Below are 21,285 nucleotides of genomic sequence, written 5' to 3'. Positions count from 1 at the left end.
AGTTGGCGAGCAACGCTTTAGAAGCATTTACGCTGGAATATAAACAGCTTTTAGAACAGGAACTTCGAAACCAAGTTGAAACGTTAAATGCACCGGCAGTTCTAAAGGAGTCAATGATTTATTCTCTCCAGGCAGGGGGGAAAAGAATTCGTCCACTTTTATTGTTTGCAACCTTAAACGCCTTCGGGATGGATCCAAAAAACGGGCTGAATGTGGCTGCGGCGATTGAGATGATACATACGTATTCATTGATTCACGATGACTTGCCAAGCATGGATAATGACGATCTTCGCAGGGGGAAACCGACGAATCATAAGGTGTTTGGAGATGCCGTTGCCACGCTGGCTGGCGACGCCTTGTTAACCTATAGTTTTGAAGTGCTATGTAAAACCCCAAATGAACTAGCACCTCCGGAAGTAAAAGTAAAATTATTAACTGAACTGGCAAAAGCAGCAGGTGCAGAAGGCATGGTTGGCGGTCAAGTAGCCGACATGGAAGGGGAAGATAAAGCCCTTTCTTTAGAGGAATTGGAGTATATTCATATTCATAAAACCGGGAAATTACTCTGCTATAGTGTATTGGCTGGAGCTATATTAGCAAAGGCAGGACAAGAACAGGTTAAAAATTTATTAACTTTTGCTCATCACCTTGGACTTGCCTTCCAAATCCAAGATGATATATTAGATTTAATTGGAAATCAACAATTGATTGGCAAACCTGTTGGAAGTGATACGGCTAATCATAAAAGTACCTATCCACAGTTATTATCATTAGAAGGAGCAAAAGCCGCACTAAAAAACCAAATAAATAAGGCGAAATTCCATTTAGAGAAAACTGGAATAAAAACAGAACTGCTCTTGGAAATTACAGATTTAATTGCATCCCGTGACCATTAATTCTATTGGGATTTGTAGCAATGATAATGGTGTGTTATAATTGATATTAATGTCGAAAACGTTGTCATGCCGTTATCACTATATGTGGACGGCTATTTTTAACATTAAAAGGTATTAATAGTATAATGACATGTGTAAGAAAAAGTATGAAAGTGAGTGATCCATAAATGGATCTGTTATCAATAAAAGACCCCTCCTTTTTAAAAGGGATGTCCAACAAAGAATTGGAGGGCCTTAGTCAAGACATACGGAAGTTCTTAATTGAAAAGCTTTCCGTTTCTGGCGGCCATATCGGGCCAAATTTAGGTGTGGTTGAATTAACCATTGCTTTACATAAATGCTTTAATAGTCCAAAAGACAAAATTCTTTGGGATGTAGGGCATCAATCCTATGTTCACAAAATTTTAACGGGCAGAGCTTGTGAATTTGATACATTGCGCCAATTTAAAGGGTTATGCGGATTCCCGAAACGAACGGAAAGTGAGCATGATGTTTGGGAAACAGGGCATAGCTCTACATCCCTTTCTGCCGCAATGGGAATGGCCATTGCCAGAGATTTAAAAAAAGAAAAATTCTTTGTGGTTCCTGTCATTGGTGACGGTGCTCTAACTGGTGGGATGGCACTAGAAGCCATGAATCATATTGGCCATGAAAAAAAGGACATGATTGTGATCTTAAATGACAACGAGATGTCCATAGCCCCTAATGTCGGGGCGGTCCACAATATCCTTGGGCAATTACGGACCGCGGGTAAATACCAATGGGTAAAAGATGAATTGGAATTATTGCTTAAAAAAGTGCCTGCAGTGGGTGGAAAACTTGCAGCAACCGCTGAAAGGGTCAAGGATAGCTTAAAATATTTATTTGTTTCAGGTATGTTTTTCGAAGAGTTAGGATTTACCTATTTAGGCCCCATTGATGGGCACAACTTTGATGCACTGTCTGAGAATCTTAACTACGCCAAAAAAACGGAAGGTCCAGTATTGCTGCATGTGATTACCAAAAAGGGCAAGGGATTTCATCCTGCAGAGTCTGATAAAGTTGGAACTTGGCATGGAACAGGTCCATATAAAATGGACACCGGTGATTTCGTAAAACCAAATAAAAAGCTGCCGCCAGCATGGAGCAGTCTTGTTAGTGAAACCGTCCGTAACCTTGCACGTGAGGATAACCGTATCGTGGCAATCACTCCGGCTATGCCGGTAGGTTCTAAACTTGAAGGGTTTGCTAGTGAATTCCCGGATCGAATGTATGATGTCGGGATTGCGGAGCAGCATGCCGCAACGGTGGCTGCCGGACTAGCAACTCAGAATATGAAGCCTTTTTTAGCGATTTATTCTACCTTCTTACAAAGAGCCTATGATCAGGTAGTTCATGATATTTGCCGTCAAAACCTAAATGTGTTTATCGGGATTGACCGCGCCGGATTAGTTGGAGCTGATGGCGAAACGCATCAAGGGGTATTTGATATTGCCTTTTTAAGGCATGTTCCAAATATTGTTTTAATGATGCCAAAAGATGAAAATGAAGGGCAGCATATGGTATATACGGCCTTAAACTATGATGAAGGGCCAATCGCGATGAGATTCCCTCGTGGAAACGGAATTGGTGTACCGATGGATACGGAATTTAGAAAGATTCCTATTGGTACCTGGGAAGTGCTGAAAGAAGGGGAAGATGCTGTCATTTTAACCTTTGGCACAACCATCCCAATGGCCATGGAGGCAGCAGAACAGCTTGAAAAACAAGGTGTTTCAGTAAGAGTGGTCAATGCTCGCTTTATCAAGCCAATGGATCAAAACATGCTGAATCATATTCTTAAAGAAAATATTCCTATTCTGACAATTGAAGAGGCAATTCTACAAGGGGGATTCGGCAGTGCTGTTTTAGAGTATGCCCATGATCAAGAATTTTATCATGCCCAAATTGACCGTATGGGAATTCCGGATCAATTTATTGAACACGGTGATGTTGGTTCACTGTTAGAGGAAATTAATTTTACAACCAAAGAAGTGGTCAAAAGAATCTCGCTTTTGACCAGTAAAAAACAACAAAGGGCATTACTTCATGAAAAATAAAGAACGAATAGATGTTTTATTAGTTGAACGAGGGTTATTTGAAACAAGAGAAAAAGCAAAAAGAGCCATAATGGCCGGCCTTGTTTATTCAAATGAAGAGCGATTGGATAAGCCCGGGGAAAAGGTTAAAGTGGACATTCCGCTACAGGTGAAAGGAAACATCCTTCCTTATGTCAGTCGAGGCGGTTTAAAGTTGGAGAAAGCTCTTAAGGTTTTTGATGTCAGTGTTTTGGATAAAGTGATGATTGATATTGGAGCCTCCACAGGCGGCTTCACTGACTGTGCCCTGCAAAATGGCGCTAAAATGTCGTATGCACTTGATGTTGGCTACAACCAATTGGCCTGGAAAATACGGCAGGATGAACGAGTTGTGGTTATGGAACGGACGAATTTTCGTTATGTGACTCCGGCTGATTTGTCTGGAGAGATGCCGAATTTTGCAGTGATTGACGTTTCATTTATCTCATTAACCTTAATACTACCCGTTTTAAGAACATTGTTGGTCCCTGGGAGTGACATCGTTGCTCTGGTAAAACCACAATTTGAGGCGGGGCGTGAGCAGGTTGGAAAAAAAGGTATTGTACGTGAGAAAAAGGTCCATATTGAAGTAATTGAAAAAATTATACAGTTTGCCATCTCGCAAGGGTATGCTGCCATTAATCTGTCTTTTTCACCTATTACAGGAGGAGAAGGAAATATAGAATTTCTTCTCCACCTTAAATGGGAAGGTGAAAGAGAGACAGGTGTGAATGGCCTACCTGTTACTCCAAAAGAAGTCGTAGATGCAGCTCATGAGGAATTTCATAGCTAACAAATATAAGGGATAAGCTTGGGCTTATCCTTTTTTGTATAATCCTGTATTTTTATAAATTTTAATTGTACAATTTCACGAAAATGGGCTAACATATGGGTAGAAAGTACTCATAGTACTAATATTCGAAGGGTAAACAGGAGTGAAAGTATGAATAAGGGCCAACGCCATATCAAAATCAGAGAAATTATTGCTAATAACGATATTGAAACACAGGATGACCTTGTCGATGAATTGAAAAATGCTGGTTATAATGTGACTCAAGCAACCGTGTCCCGAGATATAAAGGAATTGCATCTTGTGAAGGTTCCATTAAGTGACGGTCGTTATAAATACAGTCTACCGGCGGATCAAAGATTTAATCCATTACAAAAATTAAAACGCGCCTTAGTTGATGCCTTTGTACGAATTGATTCTGCCGGTCATATGCTGGTGATGAAATGTTTACCAGGAAATGCAATGGCAATTGGGGCTCTTATTGATAATCTAGATTGGGATGAAATTTTAGGTACAATCTGTGGTGATGATACGATGCTGATCATTTGCAGATCGGAAGAGGATACAGAAATTATCACGAAGCGTTTCTTGGATATGCTTTAATTGGGGGGAGATCCTTGTTATCTGAGTTATCAATTAAAAACTTTGCGATAATTGAGCAGTTATCAGTGTCATTTGACAAAGGACTAACCGTTTTAACAGGAGAAACAGGTGCAGGAAAATCTATCATTATTGATGCTATTCACTTGTTGGTAGGTGGCAGAGGATCGTCTGAATTTGTTCGTCATGGGGAAGAAAAAGCAGAACTCGAGGGTCTTTTTCAAATGGATGATGAAAATCATCCGGTTTATGAAAGAGCTATGGAATTTGGAATTGATATTGAAGAAGGCATGATTGTCCTTCGAAGAGATATTTTCCGCAGTGGAAAAAGTGTATGCCGTATTAATGGAAAATTAGTGACGATTTCTACATTGCGGGAAATGGGGGCGGCACTGGTGGACATCCATGGTCAGCATGAACATCAAGAATTAATGGATGAATCTCACCATTTACCTTTACTTGATCAATTTGGCGCGGAAGAAATACTTGATTCTCTTGAAGAATATCAAGAAATCTTCCGTAAATTTGAACAAACACGTCAAAAACTGCGAACCTTAAGTGAGAATGATCAACAAATGGCTCACCGCCTCGATTTAATCCTTTTTCAATTAGATGAAATTCAAAAGGCTGGGTTAAAACCTGGGGAAGATGAAGCATTAACGGAAGAAAAGCGGAGGCTGGCTAATTTTGAACGGATTTATGAATCTTTTCAATTAGGCTATACAGCCTTAAATGGTGAACAAAAAGGGCTTGATTGGCTTGGGTTGGCCATGGGTCACCTGGAGGACGCTGCAGCGCTTGATACAGCCTATAAAGATTTATATGATGTCATTTCTAATTGCTACTACCAATTGGAGGATGCCGTAGGGTCCATTCGCAATGAATTGGATGGTTTAGAATTTGATCCTCACAGATTAAACGAGATTGAAGAGCGTTTAAATGAAATGAACCAGTTAAAACGTAAATACGGAAAAACAATTGAGGAAATCCTTGAATATGCTGCAAAGATAGAAGAAGAAATAGAGACCTTGCAAAATAAAGAGACGCATATAGGGGCATTAGAAAAAGAGCTGGCTTCATTGCAAAAAGACCTGTTATTGGAAGCCAAACAATTAAGTGAACTTCGAAAAAAATGGGCTGAAAAACTGACAAAGTTAATACATAAAGAATTAAAGGAATTGTATATGGCAAAAACCATATTTGACATTCGCTTTGAAACAGATTCGGATCATTTTTCAAGAACAGGTATGGATCATGTAGAATTTTATATTTCCACCAATCCAGGGGAGCCGTTAAAACCATTATCAAAAGTGGCATCAGGGGGAGAATTATCTCGGATTATGCTGGCATTAAAAAGTATTTTTTCCAAGCATCAAGGAGTCACCTCCATTATTTTCGATGAAGTGGATACTGGGGTAAGTGGAAGAGTGGCGCAGGCGATTGCTGAAAAAATATATAAAGTGGCTACTGATTCACAAGTTTTATGTATTTCACATTTGCCTCAAGTCGCTGCAATGGCTGACACTCATTTATATATTTCCAAGAATATTAAGGGTGGAAGGACGACTACCTCTGTTACACCACTAAATGAACATGATAAAATTAAGGAAATAGGCCGGATGATCTCTGGTGTGGAAATCACTGATCTTACTAAGCAACATGCAGGGGAACTATTACAATTAGCAGAAAAAACCAAAAAAATTTGAAATGCTATCCATCTTGGGTAGCTTTGTCCAAAAGTTATTAAATTTAAAGCCCTTTAAACCGTTGGTATATCAAGGTTTAAGGGCTTTTTATTTTGCGATTCATCAAGATAAAAGTCATCTTGTTGACGAACTGTTGACTATTTTTTTTCTTGGGTCAAAACGATCAAATTTGTCAGCTGTTTCCCGACTGACTTTTTTGGTAATGTGTCCATAAATGTCTGATGTAATTCCGGTGTTTTTATGGCGAGCGCGTTTAGAAATTGCTTTAATGTTTGTTCCGGCTTCAATTAATAAAGTCACCATTGTGTGGCTAAGATCATGAAGTCGAATTCTTTTTAAGTTATGTTTTTTTATAAATTGAATCCATTTTTGGGTGGGAGAATTGTGAAAGAGAGGTTTCCCATAACCAGCATGGAAAAGGTATTCATTTTTTTCACCTTCCCACAATTCGCCGACTTTTAGCTTTTCCTTCTTCCATTCAAACTGGTATAGTTTCAACTCTTCCATATACCAATCAGGCATTTCAACAACTCCACCTGATGGAAAAGTTGGTCCAGCTACTTGGTCAGTAATGTTCTAATAATATGAGCCCATTCAGAAAAAAAGAATGGGCTATTTTATTCTTTGGTTACGTTTACTATTGCAAAACCTGATAATGTAATTGAAAATGTAACCAAATTTTCCTATGTATTTGTTTCTGTTTTGTAATTAATATAAAATGGAAGTTCGCAATACTGAGCCATTTTTATATTCATTTCCGATTAGCTTCTTCAACTAACTCACCTTTTAGTTTAAGTGCAAAAGTTCACAATTACATTTAAAACTTGGAAACTCATACGAACTTTAACTGAAAAATTGTTCAATTAGATTAGAAAATTTAATTTCCTTTAAACAATTGTCACAAATAATTAAGACGTTTGATTCTTTATGTTCTTCGAAATCATCTTTTTCACTACCGCAAATGTTGCATACTGTTTCCATATTACCACTCCTAAAATCTGTATTATTTTTATTTTTTCCATTCCCTCCTTAATTAATATATAAGCAACAAGAAAAACCCAATGAATTGGTCATTGGGTTTTCTAGAGTGTAATTAATCATTTAAATGAAATGGAACAGTTGCAACAATTACTTCCTTTCTTGCAAATAGAATAGCTCTTATTCGGAAAGCGGACTGATTGTGTAACAAACGATGCCACCATTTTCTAGTAATATGATTCTGATGAAGGGCGAATAAAGGAATAGTAGCCATTTTTGACCATATCTGCGATAACGAGTGCATCTTTTTTATCGCTTTTAGATTGGGTATTATCACGATTCTCTTTATTTCTTTTTACTAAGTGGGGATTGACTGTTACTACCTCAATGTTTTGGTTATATAACCATTTTGATAGGTTTAGCCAGTAATGGCCTGTAGGCTCCATACCTACTATTGCTATCTCTAAGTTCTTTAGTCTTTTTAACTCTTGGATCCAGTTTAATAGTTTAATAAACCCTTCTTCACTATTTTCAAAAGAAAGGGGATTTCCAACCACAATTCCACGGAAGTTAACAGCTCTCGCGACGTGTAGTTGTTGAGCGATATCTACACCAACAATAAGATGTGTATCAGAAATTCTTTCTATTAGTTGATTTTGTTTGTCTTGCATTTTAAAATTCATAGTAGGGCTTCCTCCTTAAGACTCTGAGTTAGATTGGACTCTATACTCGTATCTTACTGAGGGGTTCTATTTTTTTCAAACCTGATATTTAACGATCTACAGGAATGCTAACCTGCGTCGTTACTTCAAAAAGAAAAAGCGATCCTACGTTATTGAAGAATCGCCCCCTTTTGTTTAAGTGGGATATTTCACAATGTTAATTATGAGGTTAACAAAGGTTACATAGTATAAATTTTAAGATAAGCAAACCAAAATTAATTTACAATTTGTCCACACCTTTCCTTCGCTAAGGAATTTTATAGTAGTAAGGAGGTGATAGTATATGAGTATGGGGGATCCTGTTTCCATTGGGGCACATTGTATACTCCAAACCAGAAGAAATGGCTTTTTTCTTGTAGTTGAAATTGAAGTGGAAGATACTAATGTTGCATTTGAGGAATTCGTGTTTATTCGAATTTCCCGCAGGGAGGCAAGAGCATTGCTCGCTACTGGACAAATCATGCTTTGTGAGATTGTATCCAGCCCTCCAAGATCTAATGATGTAGAAGTAGAATTCATTTGTGTATTCATCGTTGACGGAGAGGCTTTTGCATTGTTTGATGTGGAAAACAACATGGACCAAGCAGTTTTTGTTCAATTATCATTGGCTCAGGCACGGAGCTTAATTAGCAGGGGCGCAAGGAGATGTACAGTCATTAACAGAAGAATTTTTTAATAAACATTAAAACATTACAAATGTGGGACTATTGCTTAAGTAGTCCTTTTTTTACGTGTGCCAGGAATGGTAACTATCTAGGTGGTGAAAGTCCACTGTGGGGGTACACATCAGCCAACCACTAAGGAAGCGCAAGGTACTTATCGTGAGATAAGGGCTGGAGGAAGCGTGGAATAAAATCTTGGCTCGACGTACAGAAATCTGATACTAAGGCTTTATAAAGGGATGAGGCTCCGTAACAAGTCAAAGTCCAAAAGATGTGCGTAACTTTGTAGAATAAATCAGGCGAGTAAAAGAGGAAAGATAGTTGTCTTACCCTGGGAGGTCTTGTGGATGTACGGAAGTACAGTCGAAAAAGGGAGCCGCAAGAAGTCAGCAGAAGCCATAGTAGTGAAATTAATTCATGAAGGGCTGAACAATTTATAGTGTTTCAACACCACGAATGCGTAAGTGACGTACTCCGAATGTATTAATGGGGAAAGTATGAGCGTATCTCAAAGGCTAACCAAAATGGGGATATCACTTACTACGTGAGAGGGAAGGAGAAACGAGTGTGTAACTTTTAGAACAGATTCTAAGTAATCAAAATATGAACGAAGCCTACCTGCGTGTCTATAAAAATAAAGGTGCGAGTGGGGTCGATGGAGTAACAGTTGAAGAACTAAAGCAATATCTGAGAGAGAACAAGGATGAGTTACGCCAGCGCATCAGAACAAGAAAATACCAACCACAAGCTGCCTTAAGAGTGGAAATCCCAAAAGAAAATGGTAAGATGCGCAAGTTGGGAATACCAACAGTAGTGGATAGAGAAGTTCAACAAGCCATTCATCAAGATCTCAGTCCAATATTTGAAAAGCAATTCAGTGAATTCAGCTACTGCTTTAGACCAAAAAGAAGTTGTGAGATGGCGATTATAAAAAGTTTGGAATTTCTGAATGATGGACACGATTGGGTGGTAGACATTGACCTTGAAAGATTCTTCGATACAGTCCATCACGATAAACTCATGCGAATTATTGCCAATACAATAGATGATGGTGATGTCATCTTCTTTAATCAGAAAATACTTAGTCAGTGGAGTCATGGTGAAAGGGAAATATGAAGAAACACCAGTCGGAACTCCGCAAGGAGGAAACCTAAGTCCACTATTGAGTAATATTATGTTAAACGAACTTGATAAGGAACTTGATAGTAGAGGATTGCGTTTCGTAAGATACGCTGATGACTCCCTAATCTTTGTTAGAAGCGAAAAAGCCGCTAACAGAGTAATGAAATCGATCGTGAGATTTATAGAGGAGAAATTAGGATTACTAGTCAATGTTGAGAAGAGTAAAATCTCTCATCCAAAAGAATTAAAATTCTTAGGATTTGGGTATTACTATGACTTCACAACAAGAGATACCAAGTTAAACCTCACCTAACCTCAGTACAGAAATTTCAAAGGAAGCTTCGACAACTGACAAAGAGAAACTGGAGTGTTCCGTTAGACTACCGAATCATGAAACTGAAACAAGTCATATTTGAGTGGGTAAATTACTTTAGAATCGGAAATATGAAAAAATTAACGAGTCGAATAGATGAGAAGCTACGCTCGAGAATAAGAGTAATCATCTGGAAACAATGGAAGGTACCGACAAAACAAATCAAGTCGCTCATAAAACTAGGAATACCTGAAGAAGAAGCGAAAGGATTAACGTTCTGCCGAAAAGGGTATCGGTATATCGGGTTATCGAAAGTTATTCAAAGAGCAATCTCAAATAAAAGTTTAAAGCAGAGGGGAGTACCCTCTTCTTTAGAACGTTACTTAAAAGTATACACTGTAATATAAATTGAAACGCCGTATACGCGAACCGTACGTACGGTGTTGTGAGAGGGGCGAAAATAAGTCAGCTTATTTTCCCTCTACTCGATTACAAAACTACCGATTGTCCAAGATGAAAAGATTCTTCATTGACAGCTACATCTTTAATTTTCCCGTTAGCGAAATAACTTAGAAATCCATAAACGGTCTGAAATATTTAATAAATTTACAACAATTAAAGCAATTTTCCCAAAGTCTTCCTCGTTTTTGCATTCTCCAAATCAAACCATATTTCGTTTTCATCTTCGGATTTTGCTTTCAACCTAAAGCATTTGTCCATATTATGGGCTGTAACTTTGTTTGGTGGTATTTGTTCTCCCCAATCCATTGTTACACCTTGTCTTGGACAAACAACTAACTCGACAACAAACGAACCTCTCAATTTGTTAAATTGAAAAGTTAATCAATCAATATTTTTTTCATTCATTCGTCTAAAATACGGAAAAGAATTTAAATCCTTGTTGTCGTAATATGGGTATAATAACTTTTTTCAAAACCTTATCCATTATTCCCCTTTCTTTCTATGCCATTTTCCTCCTCCTTTTTACTGATTCCTTATTCGACTATTCTGCTCCGTAATCTACAAAAAACAGGCAGCCGGAAATGGTAACACCGTAGGTAAAGGCAAAAAGGAAGTAGCGTAAAATTCTATTTTACTTAGCTTTTTTGGTATTAATAACGCGATTATGCTAAATATACCAAAAGCTAGATATACGAGTCTCCACATAAGTATTTCCCCTTCATTTAATTCTCTTTTTGTTGAATATATATCCCTTCCATTTAAAAACTTAATTCAACTAATAAAAACCCTTATTCAACCTCGTTCAATAAGAAAAGCGATCCTTTTCTATTGAAGAATCGCACCTGATAGTTTAAGTACATTAATTCACAATCTTTCTCTATTTAAGAAAGGCTTGGGTTTGATTTTAAGAAAGGGAAATCCTGTTAGGCAGAAGTTCCTCTTTCTATTTCCATTAAATTCTAAATAAAGCCAAATAAACGAACAATTAATAATTTTCCTCCTTTTTTAGTCCTATTTTTAACAATATCTCAAGGACAAAACATAACATTGGGAGCCAGACTGTTCCTAATTAAACCATAATTAATTTGGAAAAACTAATCAGAAGCTAATTTTTCTCTATCTGCTGCTCTTGGTGCTAGTTCAAACCAGCTTTTCTCAATCATAATTTTTGTTGCATCTTGAACAAAATCTGCAATTTTCATGAAGGAATTAATATAGATTAGCCCAATATCACGCCTTCCATTTACAGCCATTGCATTTCCAAAGGTTCTAAATTTCATTGAAAACATATCCATCTTATGAAAGAGCATTATCTTATCCGAAAAAGGTGAAAAAGTAGATGCTGTAACTAAATCGTCCAGAAAAGATAGGGAAGGTAAATCTTCATCATGTAGCTTTTGCGAATAATTTTTAATATTTTCTGTTGTAATGTCTTTTCCTCTTTCAAACAATTTGCGAATCTTTTCATCCTTTACTACTTGGGCAAACGCCATAATTAGTGCCTTACTCGTTGCATTATTTTCAATAGCATCATAAAGATGAGCAATTTCTAATCCGTGCAATGGACGTACATGACCAAAGAAACCATTTAAAAAATCCTGATGAGCAAACTCCACCTTATCAGGAACTGGAATTAATGGTGGCTTGTCGATAAGCCCTTTATTCATTAATATTTCTTTGATTTGCTCCATTAAATCCATAGTAGAATCCAAACAATATCTAAAAAATTCTTTTACATCCTTTCTAAATACAAGAGGACTTCCTACACTATAAATGCTCCCGCCAGCTTTTGAAGTATATTTTAGATAATGGACATAGAATTGATCTTGGAATAGACGAGGAGCATCTAAATTTACATCTTCTTGTGAAAATCCTTTAGGGATTGGGAAATTTTCTTTAGTAAAAATTTCAGTTGTTGTTTTCAAGAGTTCTTCGCTTAATTTCAATGCATTTTCTAATAAAGTTTTAATATCCTTATCCTCAACGTGTTGGAGATAATAGCTTAAAATGCATTTCGACATACTGTTTCCCATGTATGTTGCCCAAAGTTTACCCATTTCTGCGGATGTTAATTTTTCTGTAATGTTTGTTTTATTGGCTCCTAATTTAATCGTTTGCATAGTAACTTCCTTCATTTCATTTTTTTTTAGTATTTTCCTCCTTTGAAGTTATATTCTGAATTTGAATTTACAAAAGATTACTCATCTTTATTTAATTAACCTGCCCCATTACTTCAATAAGAAAAAAGCGATATTCGTTATTGAATGCACGAGCCTGGACCATGATTCAAAACGCTGGGTTAGGATATATATTAATCCAAATTTTGCCGCTAATTTAAAGCTGGTAGGAAATGCTGTTTAGTTTTTTCTTATATATAGAAGAAAAAAATCAATGATTCATGATTAATCAGTTATTAAAAGTAAATAATTTATACAAAGTAAATTTAAAGTTGTTGACGAAATGTTGACCAAATATGTCAACAACGCCCAAAAACGACCCGAATAAAACATATTGGCATCTTATTCAATCCTTGGTACATCAACATTTATCCTAAAGCTTCCGATAACACCCAGATACCATTCCTATCCATCTTGGGTAGCTTTTTTATTTGGAACAAAGTTATAAATGCTTGTCAAGGAGGCAAAATTAAAGATGTAGCCATTTCAAGTTGAATTAGAAGCGAGGAGAGTGAAAAATTTGAAGTCAGAGTTATTTCGAAAATTGATTGGTGGAATTCTCCTTGTTTCATTAATTAGCCTTATTTTTTTTCAGCCAATGAGAGAATATGTAAATATACCGAAGAGTGTTACCGTTTTTGAAGGTGACGATTTTTCTTTTCAAAAAGCAGCCCCGGTTACAGCAACTTTGAAATCCAACAGCAATATCACGCTTGAGCAGGAAAAAAACAAAGTTTCATTCAAAGCAAATGAAAATGGAAAAAATGAAATGCTTTTGGAATTTGCGGGTATTCCCATTAAAAAGGTTGACGTAAATGTTCTAAAAGATTTTCGAGTTATTCCTGGAGGGCAATCAATCGGTGTAAAGTTGAATACAGTCGGTGTATTAGTGGTTGGTCACCACTTAGTTAATACGGAAAACGGAAAAAAGTCGCCAGGCGAGATAGCAGGAATTAAAGTCGGCGATATAATAACAGAAATTAATGGCAATAAAATTGAAAAAATGACAGATGTTGCTCCATTTGTCCAAACAGCAGGACAAGAAGGCAAGTCGTTGGACATGATGATTAGTCGTGAGAATGGAAAAGTTCGAACCAAATTAACTCCGTTAAAAGATAAGGGAGAAGACACTTACAAATTGGGTTTATATATCAGGGATTCAGCAGCCGGAATTGGAACGATGACTTTTATTCATCCCGATTCCAAAAAATACGGTGCTTTAGGACATGTCATTTCCGATATGGATACGAAGCAGCCAATTGTAGTAGAAGATGGTCAAATTGTTCGATCAACGGTTACTTCTATTGAAAAAGGCAGCAACGGTGACCCTGGTGAAAAACTAGCTAGATTTTCTTCAGACCGTGAAGTGGTTGGAAATATTAAAAAGAATAGCCCATTTGGAATTTTTGGGCAAATAAACAAGGAATTAAAAAATGGTATAATGGATAAAGCAATTCCTATTGCGTTATCCCATCAAGTAAAAGAAGGACCAGCAAAGATTTTGACGGTGGTAAACAATGATAAAGTGGAAGAATTTAATGTTGAAATCGTCAGTACAATTCCGCAAAAGTTTCCGGCAACAAAAGGATTGGTGATCAAAGTGACAGACCCTAAGCTTTTGGAAAAAACGGGAGGCATCGTTCAAGGTATGAGCGGAAGCCCAATTATTCAAAACGGTAAATTGATTGGTGCGGTTACCCACGTTTTTGTAAATGATCCAACTTCAGGGTATGGTGTCCATATTGAATGGATGTTAAATGAAGCCGGAATTAACATATATGACGTTCCAAAAAATAAAGCAAGTTAACATCCGAGCAAAATAGGAGTCATTCCCTATTTTGCTTCTTTTTTCGTGGTTAAAAAGTATGGTTATACACAAAACAGCACCCATTATCATGAAAAGTTTTCGACAAATTCAAGTTAAATACTGGGAATATTGCGTTTTGCGTCGAAAAACCGAGAAAAACAAAGAAAAGATAAGATTTTCTCACTATTTTAAGAAATATTAAAAAAATGAGAGGAATTTTTGTTGCATTGTCGAATTTCTAATTTAGAATAGAATTAGAACAAAACTGTGCTACATAGATACAATTGAGCTGAGGAGGAAGCGGAGTTGAAGAAAATAAAAGTTTGTGTCGTTGATGACAATAGAGAGTTAGTAGGTTTATTAGAGGATTATATTTCCTCACAAGATGATATGGAAGTGGCTGGTGTAGCCCATAATGGACAAGAATGTTTGGACTTATTAAGTACAATCGAACCAGATGTACTTGTTTTAGATATAATTATGCCCCATCTTGACGGCCTAGCTGTACTCGAGAGACTTCGTGAAATGAACCGTGGTGTATTGCCGAATGTCATTATGTTAACGGCATTTGGGCAGGAAGATGTAACCAAAAAAGCTGTGGAATTAGGTGCATCCTATTTTATTCTAAAGCCATTTGACATGGACAATTTAGGTAATCATATTCGCCAAGTTAGCGGAAGCAGAAATTCCGTCTCTTCTCGTAAGGTTTCCTCTTCAAGCTACCGCCCTCAAACGGAATCGAAACCTAAAAACCTTGATGCCAGCATTACCAGTATCATTCATGAAATTGGTGTCCCAGCCCACATTAAGGGTTATTTGTATCTAAGGGAAGTAATTGCTATGGTGTATAATGATATTGAGCTTTTAGGCTCCATCACTAAAGTTTTATATCCTGACATTGCAAAAAAATATAATACAACTGCCAGCCGTGTGGAACGGGCCATCAGACATGCCATTGAAGTGGCTTGGAGCCGAGGTAATATCGACTCCATATCCTCTTTATTCGGTTACACTGTCAGCATGTCAAAAGCAAAACCGACCAATTCCGAATTTATCGCGATGGTGGCAGACAAACTGCGTTTAGAACATAAAGCTTCTTGAAAGGATTAAAAAAGCCTCGTTTGGGGCTTTTTTTTATAAGTTGATGAAAATATGGTATCTTGTTTGCATAAGCTGTTTAAGCAGGATTTATAATTGTTATAGAAAATGCTCATTTTATTAAGGAAGTGAAAAGATGACGCAAATTTTCGCACATAGGGGATATTCTGCTGCTTATGCGGAAAATACTATGGGGTCATTTATTGCAGCGGAAAAGGCTGGAGCAGACGGTCTGGAGCTTGATGTTCAATTGACAAGGGACGGAGAAATAGTAGTCATTCATGATGAGAAAGTGAACCGAACCACGAATGGCAGTGGTTTTGTGAAAGATTTCCTATTTAAGGATCTTAGAAAATTAAATGCGGATAAGAATGGTCCCAAAAAGGAGCCAATCCCGTCATTAGAAGAAGTACTTGAATGGCTTAAATCAAATAAAATGGTCTGTAATATTGAATTTAAGAACGGACTAATCCCCTATGAAGGGATGGAAGAGAAAGTAGTTGAACTAGTTCATAAATATCGGTTAGAGGACCGAATTGTGTTTTCTTCGTTTAATCATTATAGTATTGTTTATTGTTATCGTATTGCCCCGGAAATTGAAACGGCGCCTTTGTTCATTGAAGCGATCTATATGCCTTGGATCTATTCGAAATCGATTAGAGCCAAGGGGATTCATCCAAAGCATTCCAATATATCGGATCAAGTCATCATAACGACAATGGAAAATGGAATTGCAGTCCGGCCCTATACAGTGAATCAGGACAGAGATATGAAACGTTTGTTTCAAATCAACTGTACAGCTATCATCACGGATGATCCAGTTAAAGCGATTAAAATAAGAGAAACCTATCAAAAGAGACCATTGAGATAATGGCCTCTTTATTTTTTTGCTCTGTTAAAATTGTCTGTTGATTTTCGCTCCAGGTGCAAGCGGTTCGTGGGCGTTTCGGCGAGCCTCCTCGGCGCTAGCGCCTGCGGGGTCTCTCCAGAATCGTACTCCCACAGGACATTGATTTTCTTCCTGGAATTCCCCCACGCACGAAGGAAATGCGTTAGCATTTTCGAGGAGTCTTCTCACCTTCCGCTACAATCAACAGAGTGTAAAAATCAACACTGTTCTTTAACACAGCCTATTTTTTGAATCGCTGTTGAACTTTGTTTCGTTTTCGATCTCTGTGCAGAATAAATCCGGCAATAAAGCCGAGCCCCCCGATCAAAAAGATAAGGCCTGCTAGAAATTGGATGACTAAATAAGGAAATGGCGGCTGTAAAATGCCGAATGTCATGTCTCGCATCAATTTGATTCCCCAAGCAGCCAGCATCCCTGGAATTAATAATATTATAAGGGCAATAATCCGCGTCATTATGAAGTCCTTCCATAAAAAGATTCTTTTTTTATTATACATTAAAATATGATTTCGTAGATAAAATTTGTCAAGAATAGACGTTTCACGATAGAATTAGAGTGTGAAAAAAATTGCATAACTCTCCGTTGCTAGTAAACAACTGGTTCACCCTACATGGTTTATTGAAAGGGGTATATAGATGCAAAATGTCATGATTGTTGGGGCCGGAAAAGGAGGAACGGCGATTCTTAAAATTATTAAAGAATCGGAAGTTCTAAATGTTTATGCTGTGATTGACCGCAATTTTGATGCCCCAGGGATTCAATTAGCTGGGCGTGAAGAGATTAAAACCGGTACAGACTGGGGTTCTCTTTTAAACGAAAATATAGATATCATTATTGAGGTTACTGGAGATGATCAAGTCTTTCAGGAACTGCGAAATCAAAAGCCAAGAAAAACCTTATTAATACCGGGAAGCGTGGCTTTTCTTTTTTCGAAATTACTGGAAGAGAAAGAGGAACTAATTCAGAAACATCAATATGAATCATACGTACAGGAATTAATTTTTAATTCCACTAACGATGGCATGGTTGTGATTGATCATCGTGGATACATAATTTTATTTAATCGTCGTGCCGAAGAAATGATGGAACAAAAAAAGGAGACGGTCATTGGAAAATACGTCGGGGAGGTAATCCCGCAAAGTCGTTTACCCATCATTCTTGAAACGAGAAGAATTGAAACCAATCAAGAAATGATTTTAGGGAATGGACGGAAAATTATTACAACCCGTATTCCGATTGTGGAGGAAAATGGAACATTAATTGGGGCCTTGGCTGTGTTTAAGGATATTACCGAGGTCGTCAATTTAGCTGAGGAAATTACGGACTTAAAAGAAATTCAAACGATGCTACAGGCGATTATCCATTCGAGTGACGATGCGATTTCCGTTGTTGATGAATCTGGACGGGGAATCTTGATTAATCCAGCTTATTCGCGGATTACAGGTTTAAAAGAGGAGCAGGTAATTGGACATCCGGCTACAGCAGATATATCTGAAGGCGAAAGTATGCATTTGAAGGTGTTAAATACGAGAAAGGCTGTTCGCGGTGTTCCAATGAGAGTGGGGCCAGGTAAACGAGAGGTCATTGTAAATGTGGCACCGATTATTGTGAATGGGAAATTAAAAGGCAGTGTTGGTGTGATCCACGATATGTCAGAGATGAAATCCCTCAGCCGTGAGTTAAGCCGGGCACGTCAGTTAATTCGAACCCTAGAAGCAAAATATACATTTGAAGATATTATTGGCACATCTGAAGAAATGATGCTGGCCATTGAACAAGCAAAACTGGGGGCTAAAACTCCTGCTACCGTGCTAATTCGCGGGGAATCCGGGACAGGAAAAGAGTTATTTGCCCATGCCATACATAATGCAAGTGATCGAAAATATAACAAATTTATTCGTGTAAACTGTGCGGCCTTATCCGATTCGTTGCTTGAGAGTGAGCTATTTGGTTATGAAGAGGGTGCTTTCACCGGTGCAATCAGAGGAGGAAAAAGGGGACTTTTCGAAGAAGCGAATAACGGAAGTATTTTTCTTGATGAAATAGGCGAGCTGTCTGCCGGGACACAGGCAAAACTCCTTAGAGTTCTTCAGGAAAATGAAATTATTCGGGTCGGAGGGACAAAGTCAATTTCCATTAATGTAAGGGTGATTGCGGCAACTAATGTCAATTTAGAAAAGGGGATTGCCAAAGGAACCTTTAGGGAAGACTTATACTACCGTTTAAATCGGATGCCGATCCATATACCTCCATTAAGGAGCCGAAAAGAAGAGATTCCGGCACTATGTGAACGATTGATTATCAAGATTAATCGGGATTATGGTCGGAATGTTGAAGGGATTACCGAGAAGGCTCTAAATCAGTTAATAGAATATGACTGGCCGGGAAATGTAAGAGAATTAGAAAATATTCTGGGCAGAGCGATTATTTTTATGAAGTATAATGAAACATTTATAGATGTCCTGCATTTGCCGATTTTAGCCACCGAAAAAGCTCAAAAACAAAACCATGTCCAACTAGATGAAGTCGTAACGTCTAATCGAAGTCTAGCAGAAATGGTTGAATCGTATGAAGCTAAGATTATCGCGGAAACATTAAACCGCTTAGAGGGAAATAAGACCTTAACCGCTAAAACACTCGGGTTATCCGTTAGAAATCTATATTACAAATTGGATAAATATCACCTTGAAAAAAATAGCATGCAATAAATTTCATGGTATGAAAATAGCTGCACGGTGTGGATGCCGAAAATGAAGCGTTTTCACGGAGTTTATCTTGGCACGAAATTTGCAAATAAGTATAGTAGGAGTTGTAGTATAAACAGAAAGGGTTGAGGACAACTTGTTGCTGGAATCACTAATTGACAAAGCAACCCAGGTAAACAAGAAAACCATCGCAGTTGCTGCAGCAGAAGATTCTGAAGTAATCGATGCCGTGATTGATGCACTTTCACGTAATTTAGCAAATTTTATTCTTTTTGGTGATGAAGAAAAAATTACTACCATTCTTCGTTCGAAGCATTTTAATTTGACGCCAACCCATCAATTAAAAATTGTTCATGCTGATTCTGTTTCAATGGCGGCAGAATTGGCCGTTAAAGCCGTTTCCTCTAAAAGTGCAAGCGTCTTAATGAAAGGAAATCTACCGACAAGCGTTATATTAAAATCAGTTTTAAATAAAGAATATGGTTTAAGAACAGGAAATGCACTGTCACATGTAGCCGTTTTTGAAATTCCTGAGTATGATCGATTTATTTTAATTACCGATGCTGGTATGAATATTGCTCCTGATTTAGAGCAGAAGGCTCAAATAATTAAAAATGCCGTTACTATTGCCAAGGCAATTGGTATAAATCAACCTAAGGTAGCTCCACTCGCTGCTATTGAAACGGTCAATCCTGCAATGCAGGCAACTATGGATGCAGCAGCATTAACCATTATGAATAAACGGGGACAAATTCCTGGATGTATAGTGGATGGACCACTGGCATTGGATAATGCCATTTCAACCCTTGCAGCCGAACATAAAGGAATTCAAAGTGAAGTAGCGGGGAATGCTGATATCCTTTTGGTTCCAGCGATAGAGGTTGGAAATGCCTTATATAAATCATTAATTTATTTTGCCAAAGCTAAAGTTGGAGCCGTCATTGCCGGAGCAAGAGCACCAATCGTTTTAACCTCAAGGGCGGATTCAGCAGAAAGTAAGCTTTATTCATTAGCACTTGCCCTTTGCAGTGTAGCTGAATAACAGTGATTTGCAACTTTATTAGCATGATGAAAGCCAGGGGTTTTTAAGTGAATTTTGACTTTTTTCAAAAATATGAGGAGGAATTGAACAATGGAAATCTTCAAGTACTTAGAAAAATATGATTATGAGCAACTAGTTTTCTGCCAAGACCAACAATCAGGATTAAAGGCGATTATTGCTATACATGATACCACTCTAGGACCTGCTTTAGGCGGTACACGGATGTGGACATATGCTTCTGAAGAAGCAGCCATTGAAGATGCGCTCCGCTTGGCACGGGGAATGACGTATAAAAATGCTGCAGCAGGTTTGAACCTTGGTGGCGGAAAAACAGTTATTATCGGTGATCCTCGAAAAGATAAAAATGAAGAAATGTTCCGGGCATTTGGCCGTTTCATTCAAGGATTAAACGGCAGATATATTACAGCAGAAGATGTTGGTACGACTGTGGCAGATATGGATTTAATCCATGAAGAAACAGATTTTGTTACCGGGATTTCACCTGCTTTCGGCTCTTCTGGAAATCCATCCCCAGTAACTGCTTATGGCGTATACCGTGGTATGAAGGCTGCTGCAAAGGCCGCATTTGGTTCGGATTCATTGGAAGGAAAAGTAGTAGCTGTTCAAGGTGTAGGAAATGTGGCATATAACCTGTGCCGTCATTTACATGAAGAGGGTGCTCAATTAATCGTAACAGACATCAATAAAGAAGCAGTCAATCGTGCAGTAGAAGATTTTGGCGCACGTGCGGTTGATCCAAACGAAATTTACAGTGTGAATTGCGATATTTATGCTCCTTGTGCACTAGGTGCAACCATTAATGATGACACTATTCCACAGATTAAGGCAAAAGTCATTGCCGGTGCTGCTAATAACCAGCTGAAAGAAACACGTCATGGCGACTTAATTCATGAGATGGGAATTGTATATGCTCCTGATTATGTTATCAATGCCGGCGGAGTGATCAATGTTGCTGACGAATTATATGGATACAACCATGACCGTGCTATGAAAAAAGTGGAAACCATTTATGACAACATCACTAAAGTTATTGAGATTTCCAAGCGTGACGGTATTCCAACGTATGTTGCTGCTGACCGTATGGCAGAAGAGAGAATCGCAAAAATGCGTAATTCAAGAAGTCAATTCTTGCAAAATGGTCATCATATTTTAAGTCACAGGATCTCTAGATAAATAAA

The 21,285-nt window shown here is 37.8% G+C and carries 19 protein-coding genes and 1 pseudogene; 15 read left to right on the top strand and 5 right to left on the bottom strand.

The annotated features are described in order from the left end of the window. Window positions 1-2: 2 nt before the first annotated feature. From ACI3K6_RS13935 to recN, 5 genes are all read left to right on the top strand, one after another. The gene (locus ACI3K6_RS13935; RefSeq protein ID WP_435555305.1) at window positions 3-896 is read left to right on the top strand and encodes a polyprenyl synthetase family protein; all 894 of its coding nucleotides are present in this window, start codon (window positions 3-5) and stop codon (window positions 894-896) included. Between the two features lie 167 nt (window positions 897-1,063). Next, window positions 1,064-2,974, top strand: a complete 1,911-nt coding sequence (dxs, locus tag ACI3K6_RS13930) for a 1-deoxy-D-xylulose-5-phosphate synthase (protein WP_335476212.1) — start codon at window positions 1,064-1,066, stop codon at window positions 2,972-2,974. Further along, complete coding sequence (locus ACI3K6_RS13925; RefSeq protein WP_435555304.1) at window positions 2,964-3,785, top strand: TlyA family RNA methyltransferase; 822 nt, start codon at window positions 2,964-2,966, stop codon at window positions 3,783-3,785. Before dxs ends, ACI3K6_RS13925 begins: the two co-directional genes overlap by 11 nt. A 150-nt stretch (window positions 3,786-3,935) precedes the next feature. After that, the gene (gene ahrC, locus ACI3K6_RS13920) at window positions 3,936-4,385 is read left to right on the top strand and encodes a transcriptional regulator AhrC/ArgR (protein ID WP_335476208.1); all 450 of its coding nucleotides are present in this window, start codon (window positions 3,936-3,938) and stop codon (window positions 4,383-4,385) included. Window positions 4,386-4,399: 14 nt separating this feature from the next. Then, window positions 4,400-6,088: a DNA repair protein RecN gene (recN, locus tag ACI3K6_RS13915; RefSeq protein ID WP_435555303.1), complete on the top strand. Its 1,689-nt coding sequence runs from the start codon at window positions 4,400-4,402 to the stop codon at window positions 6,086-6,088. Between the two features lie 114 nt (window positions 6,089-6,202). Here recN and ACI3K6_RS13910 read toward each other — a convergent pair whose 3' ends face one another. The 3 genes and pseudogenes from ACI3K6_RS13910 to ACI3K6_RS13900 all read right to left on the bottom strand — a co-directional run. After that, entirely contained in the window at window positions 6,203-6,610 is a 408-nt protein-coding gene (locus ACI3K6_RS13910) for a tyrosine-type recombinase/integrase (protein ID WP_435555302.1), read from the bottom strand. 321 nt (window positions 6,611-6,931) lie between these two features. Further along, window positions 6,932-7,069, bottom strand: a complete 138-nt coding sequence (locus ACI3K6_RS13905) for a hypothetical protein (RefSeq protein ID WP_435555301.1) — start codon at window positions 7,067-7,069, stop codon at window positions 6,932-6,934. Window positions 7,070-7,299: 230 nt separating this feature from the next. Further along, window positions 7,300-7,749: pseudogene (locus ACI3K6_RS13900) on the bottom strand (IS110 family transposase); the annotation flags it as partial. Window positions 7,750-8,071: 322 nt separating this feature from the next. Here ACI3K6_RS13900 and ACI3K6_RS13895 point away from each other — a divergent pair. The 4 genes from ACI3K6_RS13895 (at window position 8,072) to ACI3K6_RS13880 (ending at window position 10,292) form a co-directional block, all read left to right on the top strand. Further along, window positions 8,072-8,464, top strand: coding sequence for a hypothetical protein (locus ACI3K6_RS13895; RefSeq protein WP_435555300.1), 393 nt, complete (start codon window positions 8,072-8,074; stop codon window positions 8,462-8,464). Between the two features lie 589 nt (window positions 8,465-9,053). Beyond that, entirely contained in the window at window positions 9,054-9,566 is a 513-nt protein-coding gene (locus tag ACI3K6_RS13890) for a reverse transcriptase domain-containing protein (RefSeq protein WP_435555299.1), read from the top strand. Continuing rightward, window positions 9,550-9,885 carry a reverse transcriptase domain-containing protein gene (locus tag ACI3K6_RS13885; protein ID WP_435555298.1) on the top strand — a complete coding sequence of 112 codons (336 nt, stop codon included), beginning with the start codon at window positions 9,550-9,552 and terminating at the stop codon, window positions 9,883-9,885. The genes ACI3K6_RS13890 and ACI3K6_RS13885 overlap by 17 nt, the downstream gene beginning before the upstream one ends. Window positions 9,886-9,920: 35 nt before the next feature. Continuing rightward, window positions 9,921-10,292: a group II intron maturase-specific domain-containing protein gene (locus tag ACI3K6_RS13880; protein WP_435555380.1), complete on the top strand. Its 372-nt coding sequence runs from the start codon at window positions 9,921-9,923 to the stop codon at window positions 10,290-10,292. A 1,149-nt stretch (window positions 10,293-11,441) separates the two neighbouring features. On the opposite strand, the gene ACI3K6_RS13870 is transcribed toward ACI3K6_RS13880, so the two are convergent. Then, entirely contained in the window at window positions 11,442-12,467 is a 1,026-nt protein-coding gene (locus ACI3K6_RS13870) for a DUF3231 family protein (RefSeq protein WP_435555297.1), read from the bottom strand. 577 nt (window positions 12,468-13,044) lie between these two features. On the opposite strand from ACI3K6_RS13870, the gene spoIVB reads away from it, so the two are divergent. From spoIVB to ACI3K6_RS13855, 3 genes are all read left to right on the top strand, one after another. Next, complete coding sequence (spoIVB, locus tag ACI3K6_RS13865; protein WP_435555296.1) at window positions 13,045-14,331, top strand: SpoIVB peptidase; 1,287 nt, start codon at window positions 13,045-13,047, stop codon at window positions 14,329-14,331. 306 nt (window positions 14,332-14,637) lie between these two features. After that, window positions 14,638-15,432 (top strand): sporulation transcription factor Spo0A, encoded by a 795-nt coding sequence (gene spo0A / locus ACI3K6_RS13860; RefSeq protein ID WP_435555295.1) that lies wholly within the window; start codon window positions 14,638-14,640, stop codon window positions 15,430-15,432. Window positions 15,433-15,565: 133 nt separating this feature from the next. After that, window positions 15,566-16,300, top strand: coding sequence for a glycerophosphodiester phosphodiesterase (locus ACI3K6_RS13855; protein ID WP_435555294.1), 735 nt, complete (start codon window positions 15,566-15,568; stop codon window positions 16,298-16,300). 259 nt (window positions 16,301-16,559) lie between these two features. Here ACI3K6_RS13855 and ACI3K6_RS13850 read toward each other — a convergent pair whose 3' ends face one another. Then, window positions 16,560-16,793 carry a DUF2627 domain-containing protein gene (locus tag ACI3K6_RS13850; protein WP_335476199.1) on the bottom strand — a complete coding sequence of 78 codons (234 nt, stop codon included), beginning with the start codon at window positions 16,791-16,793 and terminating at the stop codon, window positions 16,560-16,562. Window positions 16,794-16,974: 181 nt separating this feature from the next. On the opposite strand from ACI3K6_RS13850, the gene ACI3K6_RS13845 reads away from it, so the two are divergent. The 3 genes from ACI3K6_RS13845 (at window position 16,975) to bcd (ending at window position 21,280) form a co-directional block, all read left to right on the top strand. Then, complete coding sequence (locus ACI3K6_RS13845; protein ID WP_435555293.1) at window positions 16,975-19,047, top strand: sigma 54-interacting transcriptional regulator; 2,073 nt, start codon at window positions 16,975-16,977, stop codon at window positions 19,045-19,047. Window positions 19,048-19,180: 133 nt separating this feature from the next. After that, window positions 19,181-20,086 carry a phosphate butyryltransferase gene (yqiS, locus tag ACI3K6_RS13840; protein ID WP_435555292.1) on the top strand — a complete coding sequence of 302 codons (906 nt, stop codon included), beginning with the start codon at window positions 19,181-19,183 and terminating at the stop codon, window positions 20,084-20,086. Window positions 20,087-20,176: 90 nt separating this feature from the next. Next, window positions 20,177-21,280, top strand: a complete 1,104-nt coding sequence (gene bcd, locus ACI3K6_RS13835) for a branched-chain amino acid dehydrogenase (protein ID WP_435555291.1) — start codon at window positions 20,177-20,179, stop codon at window positions 21,278-21,280. Window positions 21,281-21,285 lie beyond the last annotated feature (5 nt).

The organism is Neobacillus solisequens, assembly GCF_051233465.1.
In the GTDB taxonomy this organism is placed as follows: domain Bacteria; phylum Bacillota; class Bacilli; order Bacillales; family Cytobacillaceae; genus Neobacillus.
Note: the sequence above shows the minus strand (reverse complement) of the source record. Positions and strands in the feature narration are given on the sequence as shown.

Excerpts from the sequence above, each read along its gene's own strand:
- dxs (WP_335476212.1), top strand. The coding sequence starts at position 1,064 with ATGGATCTGTTATCAATAAAAGACCCCTCCTTTTTAAAAGGGATGTCC.
- ACI3K6_RS13925 (WP_435555304.1), top strand. The coding sequence starts at position 2,964 with ATGAAAAATAAAGAACGAATAGATGTTTTATTAGTTGAACGAGGGTTA.
- ahrC (WP_335476208.1), top strand. The coding sequence starts at position 3,936 with ATGAATAAGGGCCAACGCCATATCAAAATCAGAGAAATTATTGCTAAT.
- ACI3K6_RS13910 (WP_435555302.1), bottom strand. The coding sequence starts at position 6,610 with ATGCCTGATTGGTATATGGAAGAGTTGAAACTATACCAGTTTGAATGG.
- ACI3K6_RS13905 (WP_435555301.1), bottom strand. The coding sequence starts at position 7,069 with ATGGAAACAGTATGCAACATTTGCGGTAGTGAAAAAGATGATTTCGAA.
- ACI3K6_RS13895 (WP_435555300.1), top strand. The coding sequence starts at position 8,072 with ATGAGTATGGGGGATCCTGTTTCCATTGGGGCACATTGTATACTCCAA.
- ACI3K6_RS13890 (WP_435555299.1), top strand. The coding sequence starts at position 9,054 with ATGAACGAAGCCTACCTGCGTGTCTATAAAAATAAAGGTGCGAGTGGG.
- ACI3K6_RS13870 (WP_435555297.1), bottom strand. The coding sequence starts at position 12,467 with ATGCAAACGATTAAATTAGGAGCCAATAAAACAAACATTACAGAAAAA.
- ACI3K6_RS13855 (WP_435555294.1), top strand. The coding sequence starts at position 15,566 with ATGACGCAAATTTTCGCACATAGGGGATATTCTGCTGCTTATGCGGAA.
- ACI3K6_RS13850 (WP_335476199.1), bottom strand. The coding sequence starts at position 16,793 with ATGACGCGGATTATTGCCCTTATAATATTATTAATTCCAGGGATGCTG.
- ACI3K6_RS13845 (WP_435555293.1), top strand. The coding sequence starts at position 16,975 with ATGCAAAATGTCATGATTGTTGGGGCCGGAAAAGGAGGAACGGCGATT.
- bcd (WP_435555291.1), top strand. The coding sequence starts at position 20,177 with ATGGAAATCTTCAAGTACTTAGAAAAATATGATTATGAGCAACTAGTT.